Source organism: Scandinavium manionii, from assembly GCF_024764775.1.
Classification (GTDB): Bacteria; Pseudomonadota; Gammaproteobacteria; order Enterobacterales; family Enterobacteriaceae; genus Scandinavium; species Scandinavium manionii.
Map to the genome: position 1 here is coordinate 144,732 of NZ_JALIGC010000037.1, position 17,328 is coordinate 162,059.

Sequence of the window (17,328 nt, forward strand, 5' to 3'; positions counted from 1 at the left end):
AGGACAAATAAGATGTCAGAACAAAACAATCCAGAAATGACTTTCCAGATCCAGCGCATTTATACCAAAGACGTTTCCTACGAAGCGCCGAATGCGCCGCATGTTTTCCAGAAAGATTGGCAGCCAGAGGTTAAACTTGATCTGGATACGGCTTCAACCCAACTGGCTGAAGGCGTATACGAAGTCGTTCTGCGTGTCACCGTTACCGCATCCCTGGGCGAAGAAACTGCATTCCTGTGCGAAGTTCAGCAGGGCGGCATCTTCTCCATCGAAGGCATCGACGGTAACCAGATGGCGCATTGCCTGGGTGCATACTGCCCGAACATCCTGTTCCCGTATGCCCGTGAATGCATCACCAGCCTGGTTTCTCGCGGTACATTCCCGCAACTGAACCTTGCGCCAGTAAACTTCGATGCGCTGTTCATGAACTATCTGCAGCAGCAAGCTGGCGAAGGTGCCGAACAACATCAGGATGCCTGATGAACGCACGTAAAGCTGCAATGACTGTGATCGGTGCCGGTTCTTACGGCACCGCTCTTGCCATCACCCTGGCAAGAAACGGGCACAATGTCGTCCTTTGGGGTCACGACCCCAAACATCTGGCGATACTGCAACAAGACCGCTGCAATGCGGCCTTCCTCCCTGATGTGCCTTTCCCTGACACGCTGCACCTTGAATCCGACCTCGCCACGGCGCTCGCCGCCAGCCGCAATATTCTGGTTGTCGTGCCAAGCCACGTGTTTGGTGACGTGCTGCGTCAGCTCAAACCGCTGCTGCGCTCTGATGCCCGTTTGGTCTGGGCGACGAAAGGCCTGGAAGCGGAAACCGGCCGTCTGTTACAGGACGTCGCGCGTGAAGCACTCGGGGATGAGATTCCACTGGCGGTGATTTCCGGCCCGACGTTCGCGAAAGAACTGGCGGCAGGAATGCCGACGGCAATTGCTTTGGCAGCGACCGAACCGGCATTTGCCGAGGATCTGCAAAAGCTGCTGCACTGCGGCAAAAGCTTCCGCGTCTACAGCAACCCGGATTTTATCGGGGTACAGCTGGGCGGTGCGGTGAAAAACGTGATTGCGATTGGTGCCGGGATGTCTGACGGCATCGGTTTTGGCGCTAACGCCCGAACCGCGTTAATCACCCGTGGGCTTGCTGAAATGTCGCGTCTGGGCGCGGCACTGGGTGCTGACCCGACCACCTTTATGGGGATGGCGGGGCTGGGTGATCTGGTGCTGACCTGTACCGACAACCAGTCGCGTAACCGCCGCTTTGGCATGATGCTCGGACAGGGCAAAGATGTGCAGGGCGCGCAGGATGCGATTGGTCAGGTGGTTGAAGGTTACCGCAATACCAAAGAGGTCAGGGCACTTGCCCACCGATTTGGTGTCGAAATGCCAATAACCGAGGAAATTTATCAGGTATTGTATTGCGGAAAGAATGCGCGCGAGGCAGCATTGACCCTATTAGGTCGTGCCAGCAAGGAAGAGCGTAGCCACCACTAGTCGCAGGGAATCGTTGTCATCTCAATGACCCGGTCAGCGCAGAACTGGCCGGTCATTATCATCGCTTCTGGAGTTTGCAATGCCGTGTGAAGAACTGGACATCGTCTGGAATAATATCAAAGCCGAAGCCCGCGCGTTGGCTGACTGTGAGCCTATGCTCGCCAGTTTCTACCACGCTACGCTCCTTAAGCACGAAAACCTTGGCAGCGCCCTGAGTTACATGCTCGCCAACAAACTTGCCTCGTCTATCATGCCCGCCATTGCTATTCGCGAAGTGGTAGAAGAAGCCTACGCCGCTGATCCCGAAATGATCGCGTCTGCCGCCTGTGATATTCAGGCCGTGCGTACCCGCGATCCGGCGGTTGATAAATACTCCACGCCGCTGCTGTACCTCAAAGGATTCCACGCGCTACAGGCCTATCGCATCGGTCACTGGCTGTGGCATCAGGGGCGTCGTGCACTGGCAATTTTCCTGCAAAATCAGGTGTCAGTGACGTTCCAGGTCGACATTCACCCGGCGGCGAAAATCGGTCATGGGATCATGCTCGATCACGCTACCGGCATCGTGGTGGGTGAAACCGCCGTTATCGAAAATGACGTGTCGATTCTGCAATCCGTAACCCTCGGCGGGACCGGCAAAACCAGCGGCGATCGCCATCCGAAAATTCGTGAAGGGGTGATGATTGGTGCCGGCGCGAAAATCCTCGGCAATATCGAAGTCGGACGCGGTGCGAAGATTGGCGCAGGCTCGGTGGTGTTGCAACCCGTGCCTCCCCACACCACGGCCGCAGGCGTACCGGCGCGTATTGTCGGCAAACCTGACAGCGATAAACCGTCAATGGATATGGATCAGCACTTCAACGGTATACACCATACCTTCGAATACGGTGACGGAATTTAAATTATGATTTCCTGAGAATAGCGCCCGCATAACCCAGCTGGCGCCAGGCCTCATACACCACCACCGATACCGCGTTCGACAGATTCATGCTGCGGCTGTCCGGCATCATCGGAATACGTATTTTTTGCTCAGGCGGCAGCGCATCCAGGATGCTGGTGGGCAGACCCCGCGTTTCCGGGCCAAACATCAGATAATCACCGGCTTCGTAGCTCACCGCACTGTGCGCAGGCGTGCCTTTGGTGGTCAGCGCAAACAGACGCTTTGGTTGTTCCGCTTCAAAGAACGCTGCGTAATCGGCATGGCGCTGTACGGCGGTGAACTCGTGATAATCGAGTCCGGCGCGTCGCAGTCGCTTATCGTCCCAGGTAAAACCCATGGGTTCGATGATGTGCAGGCGAAAACCGGTATTTGCGCACAGGCGAATGATATTGCCGGTATTCGGTGGGATTTCTGGTTCGAATAGTACGATGTTAAGCATGCTGCCCCCTTAGAGCCTATCCCATTAGGCTATTTTATTTGCCATTTTGCCCCTGGGCAGTGCTCAGAATCCTCACGTACTACGTGTACGCTCCGGTTCTTCCGCGCTGTCCGTGTGCAAAATGCCTGCAACAATTACGCCTACTGGGATAGGCTCTTAATTGCGGGGGCAGAATAGCAGAAAGAAAATGATTACGCCGCATCTCCACGCGTTACCGGAGCCAGCTGCGCCGCCAGATGCTTCGCCTCCTGCACCAGCGAATCACGCGAAATTTCGCTAATGGATTTCGCCCCGGTCAGGGTCATCGCCACTTTCATCTCTTTCTCTATCAAATTCAGCAGATGGGTCACGCCTGCACTGCCGTGAGTCGCCAGCGCATACAGATACGCGCGGCCCAGCAGCACGTTATCTGCACCCAGCGCAATCATCCGCACCACGTCCAGACCGTTACGAATACCGCTGTCGGCAAGAATGGCGATATCGCCCTTCACCGCATCAGCAATAGCAGGCAGCGCGCGGGCTGACGACAGCACGCCGTCGAGCTGGCGGCCGCCGTGGTTAGACACCACAATTCCGTCCGCGCCAAAGCGCACCGCATCGCGCGCGTCTTCCGGGTCCAGGATCCCTTTGATCACCATTGGGCCGTCCCAAAATTCGCGGATCCACTCGAGGTCTTTCCACGAAATCGATGGATCGAAGTTATTCGCCAGCCAGCCAATGTAATCTTCCAGACCCGTAGGTTTTCCGAGGTAGGTGGAGATATTGCCCAGGTCGTGCGGACGCCCGTTTACGCCCACGTCCCACGCCCATTGTGGATGCGTCACGGACTGCCAGTAGCGACGCAGCGCGGCATTTGGGCCGCTCATCCCGGAGTGGGCATCGCGATAGCGCGCCCCGGGTGTTGGCATATCGACGGTAAACACCAGCGTTGAACAACCCGCCGCTTTCGCACGTTCCAGCGCATTGCGCATAAATCCGCGATCGCGCAGGACGTACAGCTGGAACCACATCGGACGCTTAATCGTCGGGGCAACTTCTTCAATCGGGCACACGGAAACCGTGGAAAGGGTGAACGGAATGCCTTTGGCATCCGCCGCTCCCGCCGCCTGCACTTCACCGCGACGCGCGTACATGCCACACAGCCCAACCGGAGCCAGCGCCACCGGCATCGACAGCGTTTCGTTAAACAGCTTCGTCTCCAGGCTGAGATCTGACATGTTCTTCAGCACCCGCTGGCGCAGCGCCACGTCGGAAAGGTCGGCCACGTTACGACGCAGGGTATGCTCGCTGTAAGCGCCGCCGTCGATGTAGTGAAAAAGAAACGGCGGCAGAATGCGTTGGGCCGCGGCCCGATAGTCGCTGGCGGCTGAAATTATCATTAATGGTTCTCCCTGGAATGCTCATTATGGTCGCCGGGAAGGCGAGTGATCCGCGCCTGGCGGGCTCTGTCTTCATCAAACTGTTTAACGGTGGTGTGGACGAAACCGAGATGCGACATCATTGCCTGACGGGCGCCTTCGGCGTCACCGATCAGGATGGCGTCCAGCACCGCCTGATGCTGTTCGGTCAATTTGGCGAACACCGGCGGGACGAGATACATCCGCTGGCGACTCTGCTTGACGGAGGATTGCAGTAGGTCGAAGAAGCCACGCATCGTCTGCAACAGCACAACGTTATGCGAAGCTTCAGCAATGGCGAGGTGAAAGCGTACATCGGCCTGCGACGCTAAATCCGGGTCGTCACTTTGCGTGGCGTCGAAGCACAGACGGATTTTTTCTTTATCGGCTTCGGTGGCCCGCAGCGCCGCGTGCCAGGCGGTGCTGGCCTCAATGGCATGACGGGCTTCGAGAATATCGAAGCTGTAATCCGGATCGTCGGCCAGCAGACTTTTCAGCGGCTGCACAATGTTTTCCTCCGACCACGGCTCATGCTGCCAGCGGATAAACGTCCCGCCGCCGCGACGGCTTATCAGCAGTCCTTCGCTCGCCAGTTTCGCCAGCGCTTCGCGCAGTGAGTTTCGCGACACGCCAAGCTGCGTGGCCAGCTGGCGCTCGGCGGGCAAACGCGTGCCCGCCTCCAGCTGCTGTTCTTCAATCAGCGTCCGCACACGGGTCGCAACCTCGTCCGCCAGACGCCGGGGCATCACTTTCATGGGATCATCCAGGTTAAGACGTAAGCCTGTAGCGTGGTGATCACGCCCACCATGCAGGTGAAAATCAGGCTGTGTTTGACCGTGAAGCGGAACAGATCCGACTCTTTACCGACCAGCCCCACCGCCGCACAGGCAATGGCGATGGACTGCGGTGAAATCATTTTTCCGGTCACGCCGCCGGTGGTATTTGCCGCGACCAGTAGCACGTCCGAGACGCCAATCTGCTGCGCGGCGGTGGCCTGCAGCGCGGCAAACAGCGCGTTGGAAGAGGTATCAGAACCGGTCAGGAACACGCCGAGCCAGCCGAGGAACGGCGAGAAGAACGGGAACGCGCCACCGGTATGCGCCAGGGCTAAAGCCAGCGTCGATGACAGACCTGAGTAGTTAGAGATAAACGCGAACGCCAGCACCATGCCGATGGAGTAAATCGGCAGCGCCAAATCCTTCAGCGTGTGGCCGAACGTGACTACCGCATCTTTCGGCTTCATGCGCAGCCACACCACAGAAAGTAGGGCGGCAAACAGGATTGCGGTGCCGGTCGCGGAGAACCAGTCGAACTTATACACCGCCGCATACGGCGTGGCGTCGTGAACCACCGGTGGCATACGCGCAACCAGTTTGTCGAGATACGGCACGGAGACGTTAAACACCCAGTCATACAGCGCGCCGCCCGGGGCGAACAGTGCCTTAAACGGCGGCACGCTCCATAACGTCACGGTGGCGGTCAGGAACAGGAACGGCGACCATGCGCGGAGCACCTGTCCCGGCGTGTATTGGGTGCGAGACAGAGTCATATCGACCTGAGACGCGCCCACGTCGGCAAAGCGGAAAATGCGCACTGGCTGCCAGCGTTTCAGGAACAGCGTCAGGCACACCAGGGAAACCAGTGACGAGATAATGTCCGGCAGCTCAGGGCCGATAAAGTTGGAGCTCAGGTACTGGGCAATCGCGAAGGAACCGCCCGCGACCATCACCGCAGGCCAGGTCTCTTTCACGCCGCGCCAGCCGTCCATAATCGCCATGATCCAGAACAGCACGATGATGGTCAGGAACGGCAGCTGACGGCCGACCATTTGGCCGATGGCAAAGCTGTCGATACCGGTGACCTGACCCGCAACCAGAATCGGAATGCCCATCGCGCCGAATGCCACCGGTGCGGTGTTCACGATCAGGCACAGGCCCGCGGCATACAGCGGGTTAAACCCAAGGCCGACCAACAGCGCGGCGGTAATCGCCACCGGTGCGCCAAAGCCCGCGGCCCCTTCCAGAAATGCGCCAAACGAGAAGCCGACGATCAGCATTTGCAGGCGCTGGTCCGGCGTTATCGATAATATCGATGATCGGATGATGTCGAACTGCCCGGTTTTCACCGAGATTTTGTAGACAAATACCGCGGCAATAATAATCCAGGCAATTGGCCACAGGCCGTAGAAGAAGCCGTATACCACGGAAGCCAGCGCGCGATCGACCGGCATTTTATAGAACAGGAGTGCCACCGCGAGGGCAATAGCGACGGTATAGCTCGCGGCGACGTAGCCCTTCAGCTTGAGCTTAATCAGTGCGAAGAAGAAAAAGATGATCGGTAGGGCGGCAATCAGGCTTGAGAGCCAGATATTTCCCGCAGGGTCGTAGTTTTGTTGCCAGAGGTTCATGCAGGTCTCCAGAGAACCACTCCACGGCCACACGGGCGAGTCTACGCTCAGCTCTGCGTCACACGTTTTGTAAAAGTGGTCCTGCCAATATGGTGGTGTGAGGGTAATGCCAAGGAATGGTTAACCATATGTTGCCGTCAGGCAATTCATATGTTGCATGAGATGTGGATTATGTGAGGCGTCAGGCAGAACCAATGAGAATTGGTAGGGCCAATTTAAAGGGGGTCAGACAATCACCCTCTCCCGATGGGAGAGGGCCGGGAACGGAAGAGGGATTAAAAAGCGGTCTTAGAAAAACCGGTCATCTCTTGCAATTCCATCTCACGACCGAGGGCGGTCATTGGGTGAACAATCACCAGGCCGCGCACGGTTTTCTTAAGCTTGCCAATATCGGCCTGCTCTTTCTTGGTGATGGCACGGCGGTGCGGCAGGGCCAGCAGCTTTTGCGCTTCTTTGCTCAGCTTTTGCGTATACACAACACGCAGACGCGCGATCTCTGCTTCCAGAGTCGCTTTTTCTTTTTCAAGCTCAGCGAATTTCTCTGCTTCATCGACCAGAGAGAGGGTCGGCTGCAGGTGGCGGATAGCGTCCAGGCGGTCGCTCAGGCGTTTGATTTCGTTCTTTTCAACTTCTTTCATGGTCTGTGGCTTTTGCTAGTAAAAGAGTATCGATGCTCAATAGTATGCGCGTTGAGCGCTGTTCCTGATAGTTAATTATCGAAAATTGATGCATTACACGCAGAGAAAATACGTGATTGGCATCTCTAATTTTATGAAATTAAACGCTATTTTGTGATGCTCAATTCCGAGTGCATTTTTTTGCATTAAGCAGATGAAAAGGGATGTTATGTCAGTGGCAGGAGGATTACTTCTGAAAGGCTTTTTTTAAGCTGATTCGTGAAATCAGCTCAGTGAGTGACAGGACCATGGTTGACCGGATCATCTGCTGGTAGCGTTGCTTCTGCATAGCATACAGTTCCACATCGCTGGTATCGAATATCGGTTGTGGCGGCAGTGCGACAACGCAGTTCAGCTCGCCAAACGGGCCGAGGATTTCGTCGTCAGTGAACGCGTATTCGCTGCCGTCGTGATTGAGTTCTTCACGCAGCGCCATCAGCAGTTCGGCATCTTCGTATTCCGCACGGCTAATCACGCCGAGCCCGTAGATGAGCTTCAGACGCACAGACAGATCGCCCAGCGGCCCTTCGCCGTCCAGCAACGGTTCCACTGCGTATTTGACCGCGTAATCGTCTTTGCGGAAGACCTGAAGCACCAGCATATTTACCGCCTCGGTTAACAATTCGACGGCGGTTATCAGGAAGCTTCGTACGGTTTTGCCAGCATTCAGACGCTCAAGCACACGGTTTTCAAAGGCTTGTGTTTGTTCCATTATTGCCTGCATATCTGACAATCTTTTGTTTGGGTGCTGCTGCAAGAGCAGCACCGGGTCCTGCATCATGCGCTCGCTTTATACGCCGCAACCGCTTGTGCGACCACATCGCTCTCAGCGTCCAGGCCGGAGACCTGCGCGAGTGCGGCCTGTGGTCCTTTCTCGTCGATAAGCGCCGCGAGTTCCAGCGCCTGTGGATCCTGCTCACTGCGGTAGTGCATCGCGGCAGCAATGCCTTTCACCAGATTGGCGTGCGGCAGACTGTATTCCAGCGTGCCGAGCAGCGGTTTAATCAGGCGATCGCCCGCGCTCAGTTTACGCAGCGGCTGACGGCCCACGCGCTCAACGTCATCTTTCAGATACGGATTCTCAAAGCGACCGAGGATTTTCTGGATGTAAGCCGCGTGTTTTTCGGCATCAAAACCGTAGCGTTTAATCAGCACTGCGCCGCTCTCATCCATCGCGCCTTTCACTACTGCACGGACCTGCTCATCAAGGATTGCATCACGGATAGTCTGATGACCCGCCAGCTTACCGAGGTACGCGGTTATAGCATGCCCGGTGTTCAGGGTGAAGAGCTTGCGTTCGACAAATGCCATCAGGTTATCGGTTAATTCCATTCCTGGGATCGTCGGCAGGGTTCCCTTGAATTGGGTCTGGTCGACAATCCACTCGCTGAAGGTTTCCACGGTCACTTCCAGCGGGTCGTTGGTGGCGGATTCAGACGGGGGAACGATGCGGTCCACGGCGGAATCGACAAAACCAACGTGCTCAGCCACCCAGGCTTTATCTTCTTCGGCCAGCGCCGCGTCAACATGGCCTTTCAGCTGAGTTGTGCCGCGGACCATGTTTTCACAGGCGATAATGTTCAGTGGGGTGTTGTTGCCAGCGGCTTTGCGCTTGGCCAGGCCTTTGGCAATCGCTGGGGCGATGCGCTCCAGAACCACAGGGCCAACGGCGGTGGTCACCAGGTCAACCTGAGCAATCAGGTCCACCACATCATCACCGATGCTGCTGACGGCGTTCACACCAGAGACGGTTTCTACCTGCTCATTCTCGCCAACCACATGCACCTGATAGCTATGACGGGCATTCAGGGCATCAAGAACTACCTGATTCACATCGGCGAACGTCAGCGTGATACCCGCATCGGCCAACAGTTTGCCGATAAAGCCACGTCCGATATTACCTGCGCCAAAATGTAATGCTTTCATAGTCTTAACCTTCATCAATGTTTTTACCCGAGAGGGCTCGGGTGAGGGAACATCCGCGGTCCCTCACCCGAACCCTCTCCTTGTGACAGGAGAGGGTGTTGCCGTTAGGCTCTGTTACCCGAAATCAGGGCCAGCACTTCGCCCACGCTGTTGGTGGTGGCCAGACGCTCGATAACGGATTCATCGTCCAGCGCATTGGTCAGGCTGGTGATGACGTGGATGTGTTCGTTATTACGCGCCGCGATACCAATCACCAGGCGGGCAATGTCGTCCGGCTCTTCGCCGAAGCGCACGCCGTCAGGGTACTGACAGAATACCACGCCAGTTTTCAGCACACGGTCTTTCGCTTCGATGGTGCCGTGCGGTACCGCGATGGACTCACCCAGATAGGTCGGGGTCAGTTTTTCACGTTCCAGCATTGCTTCCACATATTCCGGCTCAACATAGCCGCCTTTCACCAGCTGCTCACCGGCAAAACGGATGGCTTCTTCTTTACTGAACGCTTTGCAGCCGAGGAAGATGTTTTCCGCGCCGAGTTTGAACAGGTGGCTGTCGTCCGCGTCGAAGCTGTCTTTCAGGCTGTCGCGCACTTTCACCTGGTTATCTTCATGACGCTGTGCAGCCACCAGACGCTCGGTCAGACTGGTGTACAGGCCGCTGTCGAGGAAGTTAGTCAGTGAAATATGCTGGGCCTGTGGCACCTGGCGCATCGCACGTTCGGTCAGATCGCGGTGAGTAATCACCAGGTCGACATCCGGTGGCAGGTTGTTGATAGCGCTGTTGGTGACAGAGATATGACTCAGACCGGCATCAGCCACTTTCTTACGCAGCACGCCTGCACCCATTGCGCTGGAACCCATACCGGCATCACAGGCAACGATGATTTTACGCACGTGGCTCAGGTCGTTGGTCACGTCGCCTGCAGTCAGCGGGTTCGCTGCACCTTTGGACTCGGATTTCATCTCCTGCATACGACGGCTCGCTGCTTCGATATCCTCTTCTTCTTTCACTTTGCTGGTTTTCAGCAGGATGGCAGAGACGATGAAGGATACCGCTGTTGCCGCAACAATTGCCGCGATGTTAGCGAAGTAAGCGCCTTTCGGGGTCATCGCCAGCACCGCCAGGATGGAACCTGGGGAAGCCGGAGACACCAGGCCGCCGTTCAGGATAGTCAGAGTGAAGACGCCAGTCATACCACCGAGAATAACGGCCAGGATCAGACGTGGGTTCATCAGCACGTATGGGAAATAAATTTCGTGGATACCACCCAGGAAGTGGATGATGGCCGCGCCGCCCGCAGACTGCTTAGCATTACCACGACCGAAGAACATGTACGCCAGCAGGACGCCCATCCCCGGACCCGGGTTCGCTTCAATCAGGAAGAAGATGGATTTGCCCAATTCATGGGACTGCTGAATCCCCAGCGGCGAGAAGATACCGTGGTTAATGGCGTTATTGAGGAACAGGATTTTCGCCGGTTCAACAAAGATAGACGCCAGCGGCAGCATGTCGTGAACGACCATGAAGTTAACGCCAGCCGCCAGGACTTTCGACAGCATCTCAACCGCAGGGCCAATGCCGAGGAACGCCAGAATGGCAAGGATCATCCCGATGATGCCAGCGGAGAAGTTGTTCACCAGCATCTCGAAGCCGGATTTGATTTTACCGTCAACCCAGACGTCGAAGCGTTTAATCGCCCAGCCACCCAGAGGACCGGCAATCATCGAACCGAGGAACATCGGCATATCGGCACCGACGATAACACCCATAGTAGTAATTGCGCCGACCACGCCGCCGCGTTCACCGCCAACCAGACGACCACCGGTATAACCGATGAGCAGTGGCAGCAGATAAGTAATCATTGGCCCGACAAGTTTCGCCAGCGTTTCGTTTGGCAACCATCCTGTAGGAATAAATAACGCCGTGATGATACCCCACGCGATAAACGCGCCGATGTTTGGCATCACCATGTTGCTGAGGAAGCGACCAAAGCTTTGCACTCTGATCTTGATATCGGATGACATAAAAACACCCCTTCTTATGTTTGCTGTCGCGCAGGCTAAAAGCCCGAGGCTTATTGTTAATTGGCGGCAGAGGTAGTAGCCGGACCCTGTTGATGATGCGAAATCTGGCACTGAATCGTTCAACTGTCCAGTCAGCACCTCTTGATGTGATCTGCATCACGCTAATATAGGGTGATGCGTCGTGATTGAAGTGATCGCTATCACAAAATCTCTGTGTAAAAAAAGAACAGAGGTTGAAAAGTGAGCCATTACGGGCTGTTAATGTGATGTTAATCACATTTTGGATCTGGCTATTTGTTGTTGATGTGTGATTAGCATCACAAAGAATTTTCGCCTGCGTCCGGACAACTGTGATCACACGCATATTCTCAATGTTGAGGGGCTGCCGTTGTAATTGAGTAACACGGTCAACGGACGGCGAGTTTACGCATTCTGTGTTATAGCAATATGACCGACTGGCGATTAATTTTTAGTTATCACTCAGGCGTTCCGCAACGGGGCGCGTGCCGATGGGCGTGTCATAATTTCGAGGCGGCTATGTTTCTTAATTATTTTGCGTTAGGTGTGCTTATTTTCGTCTTTCTGGTGATTTTTTACGGGATCATTATTTTGCATGATATTCCTTATCTTATCGCCAAATCCCGCAATCACCCTCACGCCGATGCCATACACGTCGCAGGTTGGGTGAGTCTGTTTACCCTGCATGTTATCTGGCCATTTTTATGGATCTGGGCCACGTTGTACCGCCCAGAACGCGGCTGGGGAATGCAAGCGGAGCACGAGTCTTTGATTCAATTACAGCGCCGGGTCTCGGAGCTTGAGCAGAAACTTGCGGACACACAACGGTCGTCTGCGGAGTAATTATCATGGATTTACTCATTATTCTGACCTACGTCGCGCTGGCCTGGGCGATATTTAAAATATTCAAAATCCCGGTTAATAAATGGACGGTTCCGACCGCAGCATTGGGTGGCGTTTTTATTGTTAGCGGGCTTATCTTATTAATGAATTATAACCACCCGTATACCGCACAGGCGCAAAAAGCGGTGATCTCGATTCCGATAACGCCGCAAGTCACGGGTATTGTCAGCGAAGTCACCGATAAGCAAAACGTGCTGATTAAAAAAGGCGACGTGCTGTTTAAACTCGACCCCACGCGTTATCAGGCGCGGGTCAGCCGCCTGGAGGCCGATTTAGTCACGGCGATTCACAACACTGAATCGATGAAAGGGCAATTGACCGAAGCGCTGGCCAATACTCAGCGCGTCAGTGCGGAACGCGACCGGCTGTATAAAGATTATCAGCGCTATCTGCAAGGTAGTAAGGCGAGAGTGAATCCGTTTTCAGAAAGTGACATCGACAATGCCCGGCAAAATTATCTGGCGCAGGACGCGATGGTGAAATCCTCGGTGGCTGAACAGTCGCAGATCAAGAGCCAACTCGACAGCATGGTCAACGGCGAACAGTCGCAAATCGTCAGCCTGCGTGCGCAGCTGACCGAGGCGCGGTATAACCTCGAACAAACCGTGGTGCGAGCCCCCAGCGACGGTTATGCCACTCAGGTGTTGATTCGCCCCGGAACCTACGCCGCCGCGCTGCCGTTGCGCCCGGTGATGGTCTTTATCCCCGAGCAAAAACGGCAAATTGTCGCGCAGTTCAGGCAGAACTCGCTCCTGCGTCTCGAGCCAGGGGACATGGCCGAAGTGGTGTTTAATGCGCTGCCAGGGCAAGTATTCACCGGCAAGCTGACCTCTATTTTGCCGGTGGTGCCAGGCGGTTCGTATCAGGCGCAGGGCACGCTGCAATCGCTGACGGTAGTGCCCGGCACCGATGGCGTCTTAGCGCTTATCGAGCTTGCGCCCAATACGCAGGTGGAATCTCTGCCGGATGGTATTTACGCCCAGGTAGCGGTCTATTCCGACCATTTCAGCCACGTCGCGGTGATGCGTAAAGTGCTACTGCGCATGACCAGCTGGATGCACTATCTGTATCTTGATCATTAACCTGAATTTTTAACCCACCTGCGCCATACTGATATTTTTGCGGAATATTCAGGGAGCAGGCGATGAAACTGATTGGCAGTTATACCAGCCCGTTTGTGCGTAAAATCTCGGTTATCCTGCTCGAAAAGGGGATAACGTTCGAGTTTATCAACGAGATGCCGTACAACGCCGAAAGCGGCGTGGCAAAGTATAACCCGCTCGGCAAGGTTCCGGCGCTGGTGACCGACGACGGCGAATGCTGGTTCGACTCTCCGATTATCGCCCAGTACATCGAGCTGCTCGATATCGCGCCCGCCATGATGCCGCGAGATACCAAAGCCGCGCTGCGCATGCGCCAGCTTGAATCCCTGGCCGACGGCATCATGGATGCGGGACTGGTGTCCGTGCGCGAGCAGGCGCGCCCGGCGGCCCAGCAGTCACCAGACGAGCTGCTGCGCCAGCGTGAAAAAATCACCCGCTCGCTGGATGCCCTGGAAGAATACGCTGCCAACGGCACGCTAAAAGCCGATGAACTGAACCTGGCCACCATCGCCGTGGCCTGCGCGGTGGGCTATCTTAATTTTCGTCGCGTTTCCCCTGGCTGGTGCGCCAAGCGCCCGCATCTGGTGAAGCTGGTAGAAGCCCTGTTCCAGCGCGACAGTTTTGCCCGCACCGAACCGCCAAAAGCGTAGCGCGATCAATGACGCTCAGTTCGCAATAGCAGTACAATTCCCGCACGTTTATTCCCCTCTCCCGTTGGGAGGGGGCATACCACAGGCTTATTCATGACCACCGAAAACCCTTCGCTGTTCAGTCAAATTCCCGCCACCGATCGCCTGTTGCGCGACCCGGCATTTTCCGAGCTTATTGCTAACACCGGGCACAGCCAGGTGGTGAATGTATTACGCCAGTTGCAGGATGAAGCCCGTGAGGCCATTCGCACTCATGGCACGCTGCCCGAATGGTGTCAGGACTGGCATCAGACGGCGGTCGCAAGGCTGAGCGACGAGGCGCAAAGCCCGCTGCGACCGGTGTTTAACCTCACCGGTACCGTACTGCACACCAATCTGGGGCGCGCGCTTCAGGCCGAAACTGCCGTGGCGGCAGTCACGCAGGTAATGCGCGAGCCGGTGACGCTGGAATATTCCCTCGACGGCGCCGGGCGCGGGCATCGTGACCGCGCGATCGCGGAATTGCTCACCCGTCTTACCGGCGCGGAAGATGCCTGCATCGTCAACAACAATGCGGCAGCGGTGCTGCTGATGCTGGCGGCGACGGCGAACGGTAAAGAAGTGGTGGTGTCACGCGGCGAACTGGTGGAGATTGGCGGCGCGTTCCGCATTCCGGATGTGATGCGCCAGGCGGGCTGCGTGTTACATGAAGTGGGCACCACCAACCGCACGCATGCGCGTGATTACCGTGAGGCTGTCAACGACAATACCGGCCTGCTGATGAAGGTCCACACCAGTAATTACAGCGTGGAAGGGTTTACTAAAGCGGTCGATGAAGCAGAGCTGGCCGCCATCGGGCATGAACACGGCATTCCGGTGGTCGCGGATTTGGGCAGCGGTTCGCTGGTGGATTTAAGCCAGTACGGTTTGCCGAAAGAGCCGATGCCGCAGGCGTTAATTGCCAGCGGCGTCAGCCTGCTGAGTTTCTCCGGCGATAAGTTGCTCGGCGGCCCGCAGGCCGGGATTATCGTGGGCAAACGCGAACTGATTGCAAAGCTGCAAACGCACCCGCTGAAACGCGCGCTGCGGGCCGATAAAATGACGCTGGCGGCGCTGGACGCCACCCTGCGCCTCTATCTGCATCCGGAAAAATTGCGTCAGACACTGCCGACGCTACGCCTGCTGGCCCGCCGTCAGGATGATATCCGCGCACAGGGCGAGCGCTTACTGGCTCCGCTTCAGGCGCATTATCCGGCGTTTGATGTACGTCTTGAGCCGTGTTTATCGCAGATTGGCAGCGGTTCGCTGCCGGTCGACCGCTTACCGTCCCAGGCGCTGACGTTCACACCGACCGACGGGCGCGGCGCATCGCTTGAGGCGCTGGCCGAGCGCTGGCGACGCCTCGACACGCCGGTGTTAGGGCGGATTAGCGACGGGCGTTTATGGCTCGATTTACGTTGTCTTGAAGATGAATCACGCTTTCTGGAGAGTGTGCTGAAATGATTATTGCCACCGCCGGTCACGTCGACCACGGCAAAACCACGCTGTTGCAGGCGATAACCGGCGTCAACGCTTCCCGTCTGCCGGAAGAAAAAGCACGCGGAATGACGATTGATTTGGGCTACGCCTACTGGCCACAGCCCGACGGGCGCGTGCCTGGGTTCATCGACGTACCGGGCCATGAAAAGTTTCTGGCGAATATGCTGGCGGGCGTGGGCGGTATCGATCATGCGCTGCTGGTGGTGGCCTGTGACGATGGTGTGATGGCGCAAACCCGTGAGCATCTGGCGATTTTGCAACTGACGGGCAAACCCACTTTAACCGTGGTGCTCACCAAAACCGATCGCGTGGATGCCGCGCGTATCAGTGAGGTTCACCGTCAGGTTGTCGATGTTTTACGTGAATACGGCTTTGATGACGTTTCCCTGTTTGAAACCGCCGCCACGCAAATGCAAGGCATCGATGCCCTGCGCACGCATCTTTTACAACTGGCCGAACGCCAGCACGTTGAACATCAACGTTTTCGTCTGGCGATTGACCGGGCGTTCACCGTCAAAGGGGTCGGGCTGGTGGTTACGGGCACTGCGCTTTCCGGCGAAGTGAACGTCGGCGATACGCTGTGGCTGACGGGGGCGAATACCCCAATGCGCGTGCGTGGGTTGCACGCCCAAAACCAGCCTGCCGGGCAGGCTCACGCCGGGCAGCGTATCGCGCTGAACATCAGCGGCGATGCGCAAAAAGAAGACCTTAGCCGTGGCGACTGGCTGCTGTCGCAACGGCCTGCGGAACCGTCAGAGCGGGTGATTGTTGAGCTACATTGTCATACGCCGCTGAGTCAGTGGCAGCCGCTGCACATTCACTATGCCGCGAGCCACATCACCGGGCGCGTCTCGCTGCTGGAAAACAATCTGGCGGAACTGGTTTTCGACACGCCGCTGCATCTGGCGGATAACGACCGGCTGGTGCTGCGCGATATTTCTGCCCGCGTCACGCTGGCCGGTGCGCGGGTGATCACACTCAATCCCCCGCGTCGCGGCAAGCGTAAACCGGAATATCTGGTCTGGCTGGCACAGCTCGCAGCGGCGGAAAATAACGGACAGGCGCTCGATATCCATTTGCAGCGCGACGCGGTTCGCCTGAGCGAATTTGGCTGGACGCGACAGCTCAACGATGTGGGGATGGCTGAACTGACTCGTCCACGCGACCTGCTGACGGCGGGTGATAACCTTCTCAGCGCCAGTCTCGCGGCGCACTGGCAGCAAAAGCTGCTTGATGCGTTGGCGGTGTATCACGATCAGCACCGCGACGAGCCGGGGCCGGGCCGCGAACGTCTGCGGCGTATCGCGCTGCCGATGGAGGACGAGGCGCTGGTGCTGATGCTGCTGGAGCGGATGCGTACGTCCGGCATTATCGGCAGTCATCACGGCTGGCTGCATCTGCCGGAACACAAAGCCGGATTCACTGACGAACAGCGCGTGCTGTGGCAAAAAGTGGAACCGCTGTTTGGCGCTGAGCCGTGGTGGGTGCGCGACCTTGCTCAGCAGGCGGGCGCAGACGAACAGGTCATGCGGCAGACGCTGCGTCAGGCGGCACAGCAGGGGATGATCACCGCGATCGTCAAAGACCGTTATTACCGCAATGACCGGATCGTGCAGTTTGCCGGGCTGATACGCTACCTCGATCAGATGCGCGGCTCAACCTGTGCCGCTGATTTCCGCGACAGCCTCAACGTCGGGCGAAAACTGGCGATACAGATCCTCGAATATTTCGACCGCATTGGCTTCACGCGCCGTCGCGGCAACGACCACCTGCTGCGCGATGCGATGCTGTTCCCGGAGCCCGAAGACAGCAATCCGTGACCGCGCT

At 56.8% G+C, this 17,328-nt stretch carries 16 protein-coding genes; 8 read left to right on the plus strand and 8 right to left on the minus strand.

Annotated features, from left to right (window positions below):
• Positions 1-12 precede the first annotated feature (12 nt).
• The 3 genes from secB (at position 13) to cysE (ending at position 2,400) form a co-directional block, all read left to right on the plus strand.
• On the plus strand, positions 13-480 hold the full coding sequence (gene secB, locus MUU51_RS10490; RefSeq protein WP_159769125.1) for a protein-export chaperone SecB: 468 nt from the start codon (positions 13-15) through the stop codon (positions 478-480).
• Positions 480-1,499, plus strand: a complete 1,020-nt coding sequence (gene gpsA / locus MUU51_RS10495; protein WP_159769128.1) for an NAD(P)H-dependent glycerol-3-phosphate dehydrogenase — start codon at positions 480-482, stop codon at positions 1,497-1,499. The genes secB and gpsA overlap by 1 nt, the downstream gene beginning before the upstream one ends.
• A gap of 79 nt (positions 1,500-1,578) precedes the next feature.
• Entirely contained in the window at positions 1,579-2,400 is an 822-nt protein-coding gene (cysE, locus tag MUU51_RS10500; protein WP_110510305.1) for a serine O-acetyltransferase, read from the plus strand.
• Between the two features lies 1 nt (position 2,401).
• Here cysE and trmL read toward each other — a convergent pair whose 3' ends face one another.
• The 8 genes from trmL to MUU51_RS10540 all read right to left on the minus strand — a co-directional run bounded on the left by trmL (position 2,402) and on the right by MUU51_RS10540 (position 11,309).
• A complete protein-coding gene (gene trmL, locus MUU51_RS10505) occupies positions 2,402-2,878 on the minus strand; it encodes a tRNA (uridine(34)/cytosine(34)/5-carboxymethylaminomethyluridine(34)-2'-O)-methyltransferase TrmL (protein WP_159769134.1) in 477 nt (158 codons plus the stop codon).
• A gap of 191 nt (positions 2,879-3,069) precedes the next feature.
• On the minus strand, positions 3,070-4,257 hold the full coding sequence (gene lldD, locus MUU51_RS10510) for an FMN-dependent L-lactate dehydrogenase LldD (RefSeq protein ID WP_258967721.1): 1,188 nt from the start codon (positions 4,255-4,257) through the stop codon (positions 3,070-3,072).
• Positions 4,257-5,030 (minus strand): transcriptional regulator LldR, encoded by a 774-nt coding sequence (gene lldR / locus MUU51_RS10515; RefSeq protein WP_159769140.1) that lies wholly within the window; start codon positions 5,028-5,030, stop codon positions 4,257-4,259. The genes lldD and lldR overlap by 1 nt, the downstream gene beginning before the upstream one ends.
• Entirely contained in the window at positions 5,027-6,682 is a 1,656-nt protein-coding gene (gene lldP, locus MUU51_RS10520) for an L-lactate permease (RefSeq protein WP_110510301.1), read from the minus strand. The genes lldR and lldP overlap by 4 nt, the downstream gene beginning before the upstream one ends.
• Before the next feature lie 275 nt (positions 6,683-6,957).
• The gene (locus tag MUU51_RS10525; protein ID WP_159769143.1) at positions 6,958-7,320 is read right to left on the minus strand and encodes a YibL family ribosome-associated protein; all 363 of its coding nucleotides are present in this window, start codon (positions 7,318-7,320) and stop codon (positions 6,958-6,960) included.
• Positions 7,321-7,546: 226 nt separating this feature from the next.
• Positions 7,547-8,137 carry a mannitol operon repressor MtlR gene (gene mtlR / locus MUU51_RS10530; protein WP_159769767.1) on the minus strand — a complete coding sequence of 197 codons (591 nt, stop codon included), beginning with the start codon at positions 8,135-8,137 and terminating at the stop codon, positions 7,547-7,549.
• Positions 8,137-9,285 (minus strand): mannitol-1-phosphate 5-dehydrogenase, encoded by a 1,149-nt coding sequence (gene mtlD, locus MUU51_RS10535; RefSeq protein WP_509908848.1) that lies wholly within the window; start codon positions 9,283-9,285, stop codon positions 8,137-8,139. The genes mtlR and mtlD overlap by 1 nt, the downstream gene beginning before the upstream one ends.
• A gap of 104 nt (positions 9,286-9,389) precedes the next feature.
• The gene (locus MUU51_RS10540; RefSeq protein WP_159769149.1) at positions 9,390-11,309 is read right to left on the minus strand and encodes a PTS mannitol transporter subunit IICBA; all 1,920 of its coding nucleotides are present in this window, start codon (positions 11,307-11,309) and stop codon (positions 9,390-9,392) included.
• 537 nt (positions 11,310-11,846) lie between these two features.
• Here MUU51_RS10540 and MUU51_RS10545 point away from each other — a divergent pair.
• From MUU51_RS10545 to selB, 5 genes are all read left to right on the plus strand, one after another.
• Positions 11,847-12,170 carry a DUF3302 domain-containing protein gene (locus MUU51_RS10545; RefSeq protein WP_159769770.1) on the plus strand — a complete coding sequence of 108 codons (324 nt, stop codon included), beginning with the start codon at positions 11,847-11,849 and terminating at the stop codon, positions 12,168-12,170.
• A gap of 5 nt (positions 12,171-12,175) precedes the next feature.
• Entirely contained in the window at positions 12,176-13,312 is a 1,137-nt protein-coding gene (locus tag MUU51_RS10550; protein WP_159769152.1) for an HlyD family secretion protein, read from the plus strand.
• Between the two features lie 62 nt (positions 13,313-13,374).
• The gene (locus MUU51_RS10555) at positions 13,375-13,983 is read left to right on the plus strand and encodes a glutathione S-transferase (protein ID WP_159769155.1); all 609 of its coding nucleotides are present in this window, start codon (positions 13,375-13,377) and stop codon (positions 13,981-13,983) included.
• A 93-nt stretch (positions 13,984-14,076) separates the two neighbouring features.
• A complete protein-coding gene (gene selA / locus MUU51_RS10560; RefSeq protein ID WP_258967722.1) occupies positions 14,077-15,465 on the plus strand; it encodes an L-seryl-tRNA(Sec) selenium transferase in 1,389 nt (462 codons plus the stop codon).
• The gene (gene selB / locus MUU51_RS10565) at positions 15,462-17,321 is read left to right on the plus strand and encodes a selenocysteine-specific translation elongation factor (protein ID WP_258967723.1); all 1,860 of its coding nucleotides are present in this window, start codon (positions 15,462-15,464) and stop codon (positions 17,319-17,321) included. Before selA ends, selB begins: the two co-directional genes overlap by 4 nt.
• Positions 17,322-17,328 lie beyond the last annotated feature (7 nt).

What these genes read in the sequence shown, in the direction of transcription:
- secB (WP_159769125.1), top strand. Translation starts at nt 13, where the DNA reads ATGTCAGAACAAAACAATCCAGAAATGACTTTCCAGATCCAGCGCATT.
- MUU51_RS10545 (WP_159769770.1), top strand. Translation starts at nt 11,847, where the DNA reads ATGTTTCTTAATTATTTTGCGTTAGGTGTGCTTATTTTCGTCTTTCTG.
- lldP (WP_110510301.1), bottom strand. Translation starts at nt 6,682, where the DNA reads ATGAACCTCTGGCAACAAAACTACGACCCTGCGGGAAATATCTGGCTC.
- trmL (WP_159769134.1), bottom strand. Translation starts at nt 2,878, where the DNA reads ATGCTTAACATCGTACTATTCGAACCAGAAATCCCACCGAATACCGGC.
- mtlR (WP_159769767.1), bottom strand. Translation starts at nt 8,137, where the DNA reads ATGCAGGACCCGGTGCTGCTCTTGCAGCAGCACCCAAACAAAAGATTG.
- lldR (WP_159769140.1), bottom strand. Translation starts at nt 5,030, where the DNA reads ATGAAAGTGATGCCCCGGCGTCTGGCGGACGAGGTTGCGACCCGTGTG.
- cysE (WP_110510305.1), top strand. Translation starts at nt 1,579, where the DNA reads ATGCCGTGTGAAGAACTGGACATCGTCTGGAATAATATCAAAGCCGAA.
- lldD (WP_258967721.1), bottom strand. Translation starts at nt 4,257, where the DNA reads ATGATAATTTCAGCCGCCAGCGACTATCGGGCCGCGGCCCAACGCATT.
- gpsA (WP_159769128.1), top strand. Translation starts at nt 480, where the DNA reads ATGAACGCACGTAAAGCTGCAATGACTGTGATCGGTGCCGGTTCTTAC.
- MUU51_RS10525 (WP_159769143.1), bottom strand. Translation starts at nt 7,320, where the DNA reads ATGAAAGAAGTTGAAAAGAACGAAATCAAACGCCTGAGCGACCGCCTG.
- MUU51_RS10550 (WP_159769152.1), top strand. Translation starts at nt 12,176, where the DNA reads ATGGATTTACTCATTATTCTGACCTACGTCGCGCTGGCCTGGGCGATA.
- selA (WP_258967722.1), top strand. Translation starts at nt 14,077, where the DNA reads ATGACCACCGAAAACCCTTCGCTGTTCAGTCAAATTCCCGCCACCGAT.
- MUU51_RS10555 (WP_159769155.1), top strand. Translation starts at nt 13,375, where the DNA reads ATGAAACTGATTGGCAGTTATACCAGCCCGTTTGTGCGTAAAATCTCG.
- MUU51_RS10540 (WP_159769149.1), bottom strand. Translation starts at nt 11,309, where the DNA reads ATGTCATCCGATATCAAGATCAGAGTGCAAAGCTTTGGTCGCTTCCTC.
- selB (WP_258967723.1), top strand. Translation starts at nt 15,462, where the DNA reads ATGATTATTGCCACCGCCGGTCACGTCGACCACGGCAAAACCACGCTG.
- mtlD (WP_509908848.1), bottom strand. Translation starts at nt 9,285, where the DNA reads ATGAAAGCATTACATTTTGGCGCAGGTAATATCGGACGTGGCTTTATC.